The sequence below is a fragment of the Nocardia sp. NPDC041819 genome, from assembly GCF_055590505.1.
Genome location: NZ_JBVJAP010000001.1, coordinates 351180 through 363684 on the forward strand (window position 1 = coordinate 351180; position 12505 = coordinate 363684).

Sequence of the window (12505 nt, forward strand, 5' to 3'; positions counted from 1 at the left end):
CCGGCCCTGACCGCTCATGCGGTGTTCGTTTGTCGCCTGAGCGGGGTCCTGCGTGGTTACGCTTCGCTGCCGCCTCCGGCCCTGACCGCTCATGCGGTGTTCGTTTGTCGCCTGAGCGGGGTCCTGCGTGGTTACGCTTCGCTGCCGCCTCCGGCCCTGACCGCTCATGCGTTGACCGTCCGCTCGACCTTGTCATTGGACCCGATCCGGCCGTCGCGCAGCGTGATCACCCGGTCGCAGTAGCTCACCGCGCCCATGTCGTGGGTCACCATCACCACCGAACTGCCGGCTGCGGCGATCTCCCCGAGCAATTCGAGGATGGCGGCGCCGGTCTTGGAGTCGAGGTTGCCGGTGGGCTCGTCGGCCAGGATCAGCGGCGGGTCCATGATCAGCGCCCGCGCCACCGCCACTCGCTGCATCTGCCCGCCGGACAATTCGGCGGGGCGGTGTTCGGCCCGCTCGGCGAGCCCGACCCGGTCGAGCAATTCCAGAGCGCGCGGCTTGGCCTTACGCAAACCCGTGCCGTCCAGCAATTTCGGTATCGCCACGTTCTCCCACGCCGAGAGCGTGGGCAGCAAATTGAAGAACTGGAACACGAAACCGACCTGGTGGCGCCGGAATGCCGACTGCTGTTCCTCGTCCAGCGCGCCGATCTCCTCGCCCCGGAACCGGATCGAGCCCGCGTCGGGACTGTCCAGCGCGCCGAGCAAATGCAACAGCGTGCTCTTGCCGGAACCGGAGGGCCCGATGATCGAGGTGAATTCCCCCGTCTCGATACGCAATCCGACGTCGTCGAGCGCACGGACCGCCTGGCCGCCGACCCGATACTCCTTCGTCACTCCCGATAGTTCCAGCATCGCCGGTTCCGGCATCGTTGTCCCCCGCTCCGTACGGTCGATCAATTCTTCGTTCCTCATCGCGCGTTACCGCGCCATGGCCTCCGACGCGAGTTTGCGGCGACGATACTGCGCGTCGAGCACCGCGCGCAGCACCGGCTGCTCGGCCGACAGTTCCAGGTAGGCCTCCATCGCCGTCAGCCCTTGGTCTAGTTTCGCGGCGAAATGCAGGTTCCACCGGTAGCGCAGCGTGAGCAGGAGCCCCTCCGCGCCACCGAACAGCCGATCCAGGTCATCGAACCCCTCGAACAGGTCGGGATCGGCCGGATCGAGCGCCGCGCGGGTGAGCACGGTGTGCACGATGTCGGTTCGAGCGTGCTGATCCGTCCAGGACATGGCCATCGCCTTCCTCTGTGAACTCTCGCCCACGCTACGGACGCGACGGTCTTGTTGTCGTCGTGCCAGGGACCCGAATGCGTCTCCGCCCACGGTAGGAGCGTCGGCCCGTTCGCGGGACGATGTACCGGCCCGGATGCGGCGGCTAGCCTTACAGAATGGGTTCGACCGGCGTAGCCGAAGCACCGCCCGGTACGCCTCGCGCGGGCCGCGTGCGGGCCTCGATGCGGCGTGGCCGGGAGCGGTGCGCCGAGTTCGCGCGCGATCCGATCGCGGCGTTCCGGCGCAGCGTCGAGGAGCTGCCCTACGACTATCCGCCGTCGGTCATCGTCAGCGTCGATATCGCGGTCTTCGCCGTGGCGGTCGCGGCGGCGGTGCAGCGGCACAGCTACTTCCCGACCCCGCTCCCGATCATCGCGGTCCTGTTGACCTGTGCCTTCGGTCCGTTGCACGCGTTGCTCGGCGTGCTGCCGCGCCCGCTGCTGCTCGGCGGGCTGGCCATGGCGGCCGAGGCGCTGTTCCTCGCCCAACCGGTCGCGGCCGACTTCGCTCCGTTCGTCCTGGTGGCCGCCGCGGGGGAGATCGCGGCGATCGCGCCGAAACGGGTGAGCATCCCGGTCACGGTCGCGATGATGCTGCAACTGGTCGCCTTCGATGCGATCGGCCACGTCCCGGAGGGGTTGCCCACCTACCTGGTCGGCATCGCGTTCGGCTGGATGGCCGGGCTGATGCTGCAATATCAGCGCCGCTTCCTCTACCAGGAACGCGGCTACCAGGACATCCGCGCGGTGCAGGCCGCCGACGAGGAGCGCCACCGGATCGCCAGGGAAGTGCACGACGTGATCGCGCACTCGCTCAGCGTCACGCTGCTGCATCTCACCGCAGCCCGGCACGCGTTGCAGACCGACCGCGACGTGGACGAAGCCGTGGAAGCGCTGACCGATGCCGAGCGGCTCGGGCGGCAGGCGATGGCCGACATCCGCCGCACCGTGGGCCTGCTCGACGCGCGACCTTGGAAGCAGGTCCCGGAGCCGGGCGTGGAGGACATCGTGGACTTGGTCGGCGATTTCGTGCGGGCGGGCCTGGACGTGCGTTACGACCGCGACGGCGATGTGGGCGCGGTGTCACCCGCGGTCGGGCTCGCGCTGTACCGGATCTGCCAGGAGTCGCTGGCGAACGTCGTCAAGCACGCGCACGGCGCGTCCGCCAGGGTCCTGCTCGCGGTGGACGCGACGATGGTGACCCTCACGGTGGACAACACGGTGCCCGGCGGACTACCCGCCCACCGCGGCGCGGGCATGGGGCTTTCCGGCATGCGCCAGCGCGCCGAACTGCTCGGCGGCCGCATGACCGCCGGCCCGTCGGACCGCGGCTGGTCGGTGCGCGCCGGTATTCCGCTCGCGCCCGGCCGGGGCGGCCCGTCGTGTCCGGTGCTGCCCGGGTCCACGACGAACGGACGGGAGGGTTCGTGAGCGAGCGTCAGCGAGTGGTCCGGGAATACGGCGTGTCGTCGTCGCCAACGACAGAGCCGGGCTTCGGTGCGGTGGTTGTGAGTGAGCGTCGGCGGGTGAGCCGAGGATGCGGTGTGCCGTCGCGCAGGGCGGAGCCGGGCGTCGGCGAGGTCCGGCCGTGAGCCTGACCTCGGCCGCGAGTGGCGAAGAAGCCGTGACGGTGCTGGTGGTGGACGACCAGGAACTCGTGCGCGGCGGGCTGCGGCGAATCCTGCGCAGGCGGGACGGATTCGTGGTCAGCGAGTGCGCCGACGGCGACGAGGTCCCGGCCGCCGTGGCGCAGGCCCGCCCCGACGTGGTGCTGATGGACCTGCGGATGAAACGGGTCGGCGGCATCGACGCGACCAGGATGCTGCGGGCGCGCGACGGTGCTCCGCCGGTTCTCGTGCTCACCACCTTCGACGACGATCAGCTGCTGTCCGGGGCGCTGCGCGCGGGCGCGGCCGGATTCATCCTGAAGGACTCGCCCGCCGAGGACCTCATCCGCGCGGTGCGGATGGTCGCGGGCGGCGGAGCCTGGCTCGACCCCGCGGTGACCGGCCGCGTGCTGTCGGCCTATCGCACGGTGCGCCCGGTGCGCACCGACACCGATGCCCGCCTGTCCGACCTGACCGCCCGCGAGTACGAGGTGCTCGAACTGATCGGGCGCGGCCGGGTGAACGCGGAGATCGCTCGCGAGCTCGGCATCTCGGAAGTGACCGTGAAAAGTCATGTGGGACATATCTTCGGTAAGCTCGAACTCCGGGATCGCGCCGCGGCGATCGTGTTCGCGTTTGACCACGGGGTGGTGACACCCGGAGAATCCACTCTGTGACGGGTGGGCTCCGGTCGCGTACCGCGTGATCTCGGTGTGCGATCCCCGCCCGGGATGCGGAGGATGACGGGTGCAGGAACCTGGGCCGAGAACCGGCACGCGTTTCGGGCCGTACGAACTGCGGTCGCTGCTGGGCAAGGGGGGAATGGGGGAGGTCTACGAGGCATACGACACGGTCAAGGAGCGCGCGGTCGCGGTCAAGCTGCTGTCGGAAGAACTCGCCAAAGACCCGATGTACCAGTTGCGATTCCGGCGCGAATCGCAGGCCGCCGCCCGGCTGGCCGAACCGCATGTCATCCCGATCCACGACTGGGGCGTGATCGACGGCGTGCTGTTCATCGACATGCGGCTGGTCCGGGGCGCCGACCTGCGCACCATGTTGCGCGGTCAGGGCGCGCTGAGCCCCGCCCGCGCGGTCGGCATCATCGAGCAGATCGCCTCCGCCCTGGATGCCGCGCACGCGAGCAATCTGGTGCACCGCGACGTGAAACCGGCGAACATTCTGGTCACCGACGCGGATTTCGCGTATCTCGCCGATTTCGGCATCGCGCACACCGAGGGCGACAGCGCGGTGACCTTGGTCGGCATGGCGGTCGGCTCCTATATCTACATGGCCCCGGAACGCTTCGACGTCGGACCGGTGACCGGCCGCGCCGACGTCTACTCGCTGGCCTGCGTGCTGCACGAATGCCTGACCGGAGCGACGCCGTTCCCGTCGGCCAGCATGAACGTGCTGATCAAGGCGCACATGTCCGATCCGCCGCCGCGGCCGAGCGCACAGGCCGCCGGTATTCCCGCCGCGTTGGACGGGGTGGTGAGCCGCGGTATGGCCAAGGACCCGGCCGACCGCTTCCCGACCGCGACCGCGTTGGCCAGGGCGGCGCGCGCCGCGCTCACCTCGGCGCCTGCCACCGGGCCGATGCTGGTGGTGCGGGCACCCGACCGGTCCCAGCGCCCCGGTGCGGCGGCCGCGCCGGAATCGACGGGCGAACTCTCGCTTCCCGCGGTGATCCATCCGAGCGCGCCGACGGTGATCCGGCCGGCGGAATTCCAGTTCACGCCGCTTCCGCCTGCGGAAACGACTCCACCCTCCCCGGGGCCGCGAGCGCCGTCGACGCCGGAGGTGGAATTGCCTCCGATGCGACCCTTCCCGGACGCGCACCTTTACCCGGAAACCCAGGCATATCTGGAATCCGCGGGATTCCCGCAGGCACCCGAGCATCCGGCCCCGCCGACGCAGGTGTATCCGCAGAATTTCGCCGATCCGGCCGCACAGGACTACTTCGATCCCGGGCAGGCCTACCCGGGACAGCCGGACGGCTTCGCGCAGGCCGATCCCGACGCCACGCGAAGCTATGCGGAACCGACTGGCGATCGGGCGTATTCCGCTGTGCGCCCGCAGCCGTACGCGGGACAGGCGGGCGACGCGCAGGCCGAGTTCGACGCCACACGGAGATTCGCGGAACCGACTGCGATTCGGGCGCATTCCGATGTGCCGCCGCAGCCGTACGCGGCACAGGCGGGCGACGCGCAGGCCGACCTAGATGCCACGCGCAGCTATGCGGAGCCGACCGAGGTTCGGGCGTATTCCGATATGCCGCCGCAGGCCTACTCCCAGTCGCCTAATTACGCCTTCGCCGATGGGCCGCATCCGGGAGTCGAGAACTACCCGGAGACGGCGCCCTACCCGGATCGAGGACCCGGCTCGGTCGCCCCGCAGGGCACGTCCGGTTACCTTCCCGCACCGGACGCGGCGCCGACCCAGTATCTGGAAACGGCAGGCTACGCGGCGCGTACCGACTATCCACCGCGCGGTGACTACCCCGCGCGCACCGGCTATCCGGTGGGCCGCGACGAGCCGGAGTACGGCTACGACGATTACGACGAGTCCGATTACTCCTCGTCGCGTGCGGGTCGCTCGATAGCGCTGCCCATCATGGTGGCCGTCTTCGCCATCGTCGCGCTGACCGTCGGCGGCGCGATCGCCTGGCAGTCGTTCGGCTCCGGCGAGGTCGAGCCGACCTCCGCCGCCGCCCTTTCCGAGGCGCCCGCGCCAGCCGCGCGGCCCAGCGCCCAGGCGCCGACCCGCACGTCGTCCTCGCCCGCGACGTCCACCTCGGCGAAGACGACTCCGGTGACGCTGCCCCCGGGCGCGAAACCGTGCGGCCAGGGGCAAGCCGCCTCCGGGACGTTCACCCAGTCGGCGACGGGTACCCCGGTGACCAGTTGCGCGTTCGCGGAAGCGGTGCGCAGCGCCTATGCCGCGAACGGCGCGGCGCAGAACGCGACTCGCGACGCACCGCGCACGGTCGTCGCGACCAGCCCGGTCACCGGCCGGTCCTACACCATGAACTGCCTGACCGAGGGGCCGCTCGTCACTTGCAGCGGCGGTGAGAACGCGGTCGTCTACGTCTACTGACGGCTGCCCGAATGATGCCCGCGTCGCCCGGAATGGGGACCGGCTAGGGCACGGCCGGGGTTCCGCCCGCGACCACCGGCAGGCCCGCCGCCTTCCACGCGCGGAAACCGCCCACGAGGTCGGTCACCCGCCGCAGCCCGAGGCGCAACCCGTCGGCCGCCGCGAGACTCGAGGCGTAGCCCTCGTTGCACACGATCACCACGGGAGTGTCCGAGGTGAGGCTCGGTAGCCGGTGATCGCCGTTCGGATCCAAGCGCCACTCCAGGACGATCCGTTCGACCACCACCGCGCCGGGTATCTCGCCCTCGGCGATCCGGTTCGCGTGCGGCCGGATGTCCACGATCAGTCCACCTCGGGACTGCACCGCGGCGGCCTGCTCCGGTGTCACCCGCTCCAGTCGCGCCCTGGCGCGCGCGACCATGTCCTCGGCGCCTGTATTCATCGTGCTCCCACTCCGCTCACCGACGTTCCTGCGAAGTCCGCCAGCGTACGGTATTCGCGGACCGGCCGGAGCGGCGGCGAGTACGCGTGGACCGACGCGGCCGGCCACAGCTTGTCGTTGCGCAGCTGGTGCGCTCGATCGGGGCCGAAGCCGACCGTGTCGCCCGCTCGCCGTTCCGCCTTCCGGATCGAACCGCCGAGATGCAGATACTCCTCGCTGAGTTCCCCCACGGTCATGGTGAACGCCCCGGAGGCGCCGCCGTGGTCGTGCGGTTCGGTGCCCTGTCCCGGCGCCCAGGACAGCAGCCACAACTCGACGCCCATGGTCAAGGCCAGGCGGGTCCACCAGCGCTGATCGGCATCGAATCGCACGATGTCCAGCAGCGGCGTCGCCAATTCTTCGGCCACCAGGCTGGTCAGCCGGTGTAGTTCCGCAGCCGACCACAGCGCCCGCTCCGGGTGGATGGCGTCTCGAACCAGCGGCACGTCGATGTCGGGATGGATGTCGCGCGCGTGCTTGAGGTTCACCGGAAGGGAAGTGGTCACATGTGCTCCTGACGGGATCGGTCGGATGAGCGCTTCGCGGCTGCCGCGTGGATTCTGCGCCGTCGCGGCGCGTTTGGCACCAATCACGATCAGCGCGAACAAAATTCGATCGATCGCGGTCGGAGCGTGGTCGTACGGCCCTTGGGCGGCCGCCGCGGCGCCCGGCGAGCGCGGTTCGTTACCCGAACGTGGGCATCGGCGGGGATTCGGGGAACACGACGGGCAACGACACGAGGGCCCGGTGGAACGGACCCGGTCGCCAGGTCAGCTCCTCTGCCGGGACCGCGAGCCGTATCTCGGGCAGCGCGTCGAGGAGCTGGTCGATGGCGTCCTGCGCGATCAGGTAGGCCATCGATCGGGCGGGGCAGGCGTGCGGCCCGGCTCCCCAGGCGAGGTGTGCACGACTGTCGGTGTACTCGCCGGTGTGGATCGCCGGGTCGTGGTTGCAACCGGCCATGCTGATCACGACCGGCTGGTGCGCGGGCAACCAGACGTCGTCGATCAGGATCGGCTGCTTCGGGTAGCTGAAGCAGTAGTTGGCCCCCGGCGGGTCGTCGAACAGCACCTCGTCGAGCGCGTCGCGGGTGGAAAGACTGCCGCCGAATATCCCGCCCGCGAACCGGCGGTCGGTGAGCATCAATCGCAACGTGTTGGCGATCAGGTTCTGCTGGGGTTCGATGCCCGCCCCGTACAGTGTGACCAGCTGGTGGATCATCTCCATGTCGTCGAGCCCGGCGGGGTGGCGCAGCAGTCGCGAGGTGATGTCGTCGGCCGGACTGCTCCGCTTCATCTGCACCAGGTCGTACAGCGCGTCGGCGAGCATCGCGTTGCCCTTGTCCGCGTTGACGCCTTCGAAGATGGCGGCCATGCCCGTCGCGACTTGCTGCCCGATCTCCGGCGGGCAGCCGAGCGCCGAGTTGAGCACCGCGAACGTCAGCGGAAACGAGTACTGGCTGATCAGGTCCGCAGCGCCGTCCTGGCAGAAGGCATTGATCAGCGGGCCCGCGATCTGCTCGGTCGTCGAATGCAACGCGTGCAGATCCACTTCGCCGATACTCGCGACATTCACCTGCCGGTAGCGCTGGTGCTCGAAACCGGTGCTGCGCAACGCGTTCGGTCGCCACTCCATCATCGGCAGGATCGGGCAACCCGCGGGAATGCCCTGCTGCCAAGTCCGCGGGTCCGCGGGAAAATGCACGGGGTCGTTGAGGATTCGCAACGCCGTGTAATAGCCGATCACCAACGTGGCGGGCACGTTCGGCGCCAGTTCGATCGGCACGAGCGAGCCGTATCGGTGGCGCATCTCTCGGTAGGCGCGATGGGGATCGGCGGCGAATGCCTCCGTATACAGCGGGAACCGGGGCCCGTCGGAGTCGAGTGGCGAACCGTGCTGTACGGGACAGCTTTTCGTGCTCTCGGAGGCGGATTGTGGGGACTGTGGCGTGGACAAAGGGCGTGACTCCAGGGGGAAGGCGCTTCACCGACGCGTGCTGTCACGCGGGTCGGCTACGCGCCGAGCAGGTGCATGTTTCGCGATGTGCTACGGGATCGTAAGCAGTTCCCACCCGGTGGCGGGGTCGTTTGAGCCGCTCGATCCGTGAATGCGGAGCTATCCGCTGGGCACGCGGCGCGATGATCGAGCCGCGGCTGCCGAATCCGGCCAGGGCGCGCCCACCGGATCGCTTTGCCGAGAATGCCCCGGGCCGCGCGAATCTCCGTTCGTCCGAGACGGAATCGCGGGCCGGTGACAGCGGGTTCGCAGTTGGAGGTTCAGGCGGTGGGCCTGCTCATTCGCGGAGGTCCGCGCATCGTCCGGCCGTGACACCGGCCGGGAACCAAACGGCATTTCGCTCAGGTCGCTGATCGCACGCCACACCTTCTCCGGGGGCCGGCCTGCGTTCGAACCGTGCGGCTGTGATCAGGGCTGCGGCCACGACCGCAGGGCGATGTCCACGGTGCGGCGCAGATGAGTCGGCTTCGCGCCCGCGGCCGCCTGGACGGCGATTCCGTCGGAGATCGTAAGGAGATAGCGGGCGAGATCGGCCGGTTTGCTGTCCCGTGGCAGGTCGCCGTCGGCGCGTGCCCGCTCCAAGCGCCGTCGCAGCGCTGCCTCGCCCGCGAGCCGGACCGCGATCGCGGCCTTACGGCTGTGCTCCGCCTCCGGCCCGCATGCTTGCACGCTGCGCACCGAAAGGCAGCCGGGGCTGTCATGCCCGGTGGTGAGCCCGATCGCGCCTTGGAGGAAAGCGGTGGCGACCGCTCGAGCGGTCGGACGTGCGAGGGCTTCGGCGACGTAGTGCCCGGGACCGTCGGCGTAGCGTTGGAGGACGCGGTCGAACAGCTCGGCTTTGCTGCCGAAAGCGGCATAGAGGCTCGGACGGTTGATGCCCATCGCCGCGGTGAGATCCGACAGCGCGGCGCCCTCGTAGCCGTACCTCCAGAACACCTCCAGCGCTCGATCCAACGCGCTGTCGATGTCGAAGCCGCGCGGCCGGCCTCCGGGCATGGACACCTCCCAGTTTCTTACCTGCCGGTACTGTACTGGGTGCCGCCGTGGAGTCTCCGCGGTTGCCGGGGGCGGCAGGCGGCTCGCGCCACGGTCCCGCTTCGATGACGCGGACTCACAGCATTGTGACCTGCTGACGCAAGCCGGTTTCCGCCGCCGCGGTGACGGCGTCGAGCAGGCGGCGCTGGCGCAGGCCGACGGTGAAGTCGGGGCGGGCGGACCTGCCTTCGACGATGGCGGTGGCGGTCTCGCGGTAGACGCCCGCCACGTGCGCGATCGGGCCCGCGGGCAGTGTGGAGGGCAGTGGGCGGTAGTGATCAGGGATCTGGAGGTCGCTGACCGCTCCGTCGTTGCCGCGAAGTTCGACGCGCCAATCCGCCCAGTGCGGATACATCCCGGACTGGACCGGAGTGATGGTCAGGGTTCCCCGCGTGCCGCGGATGTAGAGCGCGAATCCGTGCGGTGCGTCCGCGTGTCCGCCGTGCACGGTCACCGCGACGACGGCGCCGCCTGCCAGGCGGCCGACCACGGCCAATTGCCCGGGCTGCCGATTCGGGACCGTGCGGCCGGTCCCCAGCACGGTCAGCTCGTCGTGCAGTGTGGCGAGGACGGCGGATACTTCGGTGAGTTCACCGGCCAGGTGTTCGAGCACGCCGAGCACATGTCCGGCCATGATGGTCAGCAGGCCACTGCCCTTGCCGGGATCGGTGGTCCAGGCGAGTTCGGGCCGAATCGAGCTGCCGCCGAACGGATCTCCGGCGGCGATGAGGGTGATCGCGGAAACGGCGCCGATCCGGTCCGCCGCGAGCAGGTCCCTGACGAAGTTCACCGAAGGCGAGTGGTAGCCCTGGAGCACCACGGCGTGCACCACGCCCGCCGCCACCGCCGCGCTGGTCAGTTCGGTGGCCTCGGCGGCACTCGTGCCCATCGGCCACTCGCAGAGGACGTGTTTTCCGGCGGCGAGCGCCGCGCGCACCACATCCCCGTGCCCCGGCGACTTGACCGCCGCCACAACCAGATCCACCTCCGGATGTGCCGCCAGCTGCGCCGCGTCGGTGAACGCGTGCCGTGCGCCGGTGGCCTCGGCCGCCGCGTCGGCCGAGACGCGATTCGTCGTCGCCACCGCCGTGACGCGGAACTCGGGCAGTTGTGCCAGCGCGGGTAGATGAGCTGCGGCTGCCCAGCTACCGGTGGGATTCGCGCCGACGATGCCGACGCCGAGCGGGGCGGTGATGCGAGCGGTCATGCACACTCCTAGTTCTATACCGTTTGGTAATAAACTAGGCGGCGCACGACCTCTTGGGCAATAGGTAAAGTACCGTTCGGTAAGAAACTCGCGGCCGCTGTGAGCGACCGATCCGGCGTGGGTCGGGGTAGCGCAGAGGTTGCTACGCGATTGCGCGTCCGACGGCGTGGAGTTCGGGCGGCATGGTGACAGCACGTCCTCGGACGGTGTCGCCGCCGAGTTGGGCCCGCCCGTCGTCATCGGCGCGATGTCGACCGTCGCCGAAGCCGTTCGAGCGGTGTCGCCGCCGAGCCGGACTCGCCCGTCGTCATCGGCGGTTCGGTGTGTGTCGGCCGAGCGCTCTCGGGTTCGCGGGTGCGTGCCGGTAGTAGCGCGGGCTCGCGGATGGGTCCGAGGCATCTCGTCGTGACCTCCGAACGCGCTCCCCGAAAGTCGGACCATCGAATACCGTGTCGCGGCACCCGATAAATCCTGCGGTAATACTCCGATGCTATTGAGCGGGACCGGCGTGCGGCGCTCGGTCCGGCAGTGCGGGTGGCGGTCAGAGGTTTTCGGCGAACTGGGGCGTAATCAATTCATCTAGTACGTTCTCCGGGATAACGAGAAGCAGTTCTCGGGTGAGGTCGCGGCGAGCAGCGCCGCTGCCGACCCCGGCCGCTCGGCGACATCGGGCGGGTAGGTGGAGGTGTCCATGCTTGTTGACCACGCCGTCGTCACCTGGCGGGGCCACAAGGATCAGCCGACCCGTGGCCGCGCCCCCGCCGTCGCGGCCGACGGCCGGCGAGCCGGGCAAGTACGGTATCGGGACGCTGAACCAGCGGCGCAGCCCGGCGGAGCTCGCGAACAGAATGTGTCGAGAATGTCTATTGATCTATTCCGCAGAACTCGAACCGTCCTGGGTTGTGCGGCGCTTGTCGTATCTCTGGTAGCCGGATGCGGAACCAACCGCGCGGAAGATCCGGCGTCGACCGAACCCAGCATCACCGAGGCCGCGGCGCGTACCGACCAGAAGGGCTTGTCGCTCATCGTGCCGGGCACCCTGGCCGCGAGCTACGCCGAACTGGCGGCGGGTGTGCGCGGGAAGCTCGGCATGGCCATCATGCCGGTCGGCGGCGAGCAGGCGGTCACCTTCGGCGAATGGACCAGCGGCCCTGCCTGGTCGACGATGAAGGTCCCGCTGACCATCGCCGCGCTCCGGCGCTCTTCGAGCAGCTCCAGTTACGCCGCGTCGGCGGCGATCACGCAGTCCGACAACGCCGCCGCCGACGCGCTCTGGCAGTCGCTGGGCACCGCGCAGGAGGCGGCGCAGGCCGTGCAGGCGGTGTTGCGCGAGGGCGGTGACAACAGGACCGTCGTACCCGCGACCCGTGCCCGCGCCGAGCATTCGGCCTTCGGGCAGGCGGAATGGTCGCTGACCGACCAGGTGCGGTTCGCCTCGCGGCTGCCCTGCCTGCCCCAGGCCGAGCGCGTGACCTCGCTGATGGAGCAGGTCATAGCAAGCCAGCGCTGGGGTCTCGGCGAGTTCGGTGGCGCCGAGTTCAAGGGCGGCTGGGGGCCGGACACCTCGGGCGCCTATCTCGTACGCCAGTTCGGGGTCATCGACCTCCCCTCGGGCAAGATCGCGATCGCGATCGCGGTGCAGCCCGAGTCCGGATCGTTCAGCGACGGCATGAACATCCTGGACAAACTGGCCACGGTCGTCTCCGAGCATCTCGACGAGCTGGCAGGGGGGCGCTGCCCGGCCGCATGAGGCCATCCGTCCAGGTCAGTGTTACACGCCGTTCACGGGG

General features: G+C 69.6%; 10 protein-coding genes and 1 pseudogene. 4 read left to right on the forward strand and 7 right to left on the reverse strand.

Going from position 1 to position 12505, the window contains the following annotated elements; translation table 11 throughout:
* Positions 1–164: 164 nt before the first annotated feature.
* Positions 165–872, reverse strand: coding sequence for an ABC transporter ATP-binding protein (locus ACZ6DL_RS01625; RefSeq protein ID WP_466049506.1), 708 nt, complete (start codon positions 870–872; stop codon positions 165–167).
* Between the two features lie 51 nt (positions 873–923).
* Entirely contained in the window at positions 924–1232 is a 309-nt protein-coding gene (locus ACZ6DL_RS01630) for a hypothetical protein (protein WP_062969959.1), read from the reverse strand.
* A gap of 158 nt (positions 1233–1390) precedes the next feature.
* On the opposite strand from ACZ6DL_RS01630, the gene ACZ6DL_RS01635 reads away from it, so the two are divergent.
* The 3 genes and pseudogenes from ACZ6DL_RS01635 to ACZ6DL_RS01645 all read left to right on the forward strand — a co-directional run.
* On the forward strand, positions 1391–2704 hold the full coding sequence (locus tag ACZ6DL_RS01635) for a sensor histidine kinase (RefSeq protein ID WP_466048342.1): 1314 nt from the start codon (positions 1391–1393) through the stop codon (positions 2702–2704).
* 199 nt (positions 2705–2903) lie between these two features.
* Positions 2904–3557 carry a response regulator gene (locus ACZ6DL_RS01640; protein WP_393230854.1) on the forward strand — a complete coding sequence of 218 codons (654 nt, stop codon included), beginning with the start codon at positions 2904–2906 and terminating at the stop codon, positions 3555–3557.
* Positions 3558–3627: 70 nt separating this feature from the next.
* Positions 3628–4701: pseudogene (locus ACZ6DL_RS01645) on the forward strand (serine/threonine-protein kinase); the annotation flags it as partial.
* Between the two features lie 1318 nt (positions 4702–6019).
* On the opposite strand, the gene ACZ6DL_RS01650 reads toward ACZ6DL_RS01645, so the two are convergent.
* The 5 genes from ACZ6DL_RS01650 to ACZ6DL_RS01670 all read right to left on the reverse strand — a co-directional run bounded on the left by ACZ6DL_RS01650 (position 6020) and on the right by ACZ6DL_RS01670 (position 10715).
* The gene (locus tag ACZ6DL_RS01650; protein ID WP_466048344.1) at positions 6020–6418 is read right to left on the reverse strand and encodes a rhodanese-like domain-containing protein; all 399 of its coding nucleotides are present in this window, start codon (positions 6416–6418) and stop codon (positions 6020–6022) included.
* Positions 6415–6963, reverse strand: a complete 549-nt coding sequence (locus ACZ6DL_RS01655) for a cysteine dioxygenase (RefSeq protein WP_357116513.1) — start codon at positions 6961–6963, stop codon at positions 6415–6417. Before ACZ6DL_RS01655 ends, ACZ6DL_RS01650 begins: the two co-directional genes overlap by 4 nt.
* A gap of 178 nt (positions 6964–7141) precedes the next feature.
* A complete protein-coding gene (locus ACZ6DL_RS01660) occupies positions 7142–8242 on the reverse strand; it encodes a cytochrome P450 (protein ID WP_466048346.1) in 1101 nt (366 codons plus the stop codon).
* A 639-nt stretch (positions 8243–8881) separates the two neighbouring features.
* Positions 8882–9469: a TetR/AcrR family transcriptional regulator gene (locus ACZ6DL_RS01665; RefSeq protein ID WP_393228249.1), complete on the reverse strand. Its 588-nt coding sequence runs from the start codon at positions 9467–9469 to the stop codon at positions 8882–8884.
* Between the two features lie 115 nt (positions 9470–9584).
* Positions 9585–10715, reverse strand: a complete 1131-nt coding sequence (locus tag ACZ6DL_RS01670; protein ID WP_466048348.1) for a Gfo/Idh/MocA family protein — start codon at positions 10713–10715, stop codon at positions 9585–9587.
* 859 nt (positions 10716–11574) lie between these two features.
* On the opposite strand from ACZ6DL_RS01670, the gene ACZ6DL_RS01675 reads away from it, so the two are divergent.
* Positions 11575–12465 carry a hypothetical protein gene (locus ACZ6DL_RS01675; protein WP_466048350.1) on the forward strand — a complete coding sequence of 297 codons (891 nt, stop codon included), beginning with the start codon at positions 11575–11577 and terminating at the stop codon, positions 12463–12465.
* Positions 12466–12505: the final 40 nt, after the last annotated feature.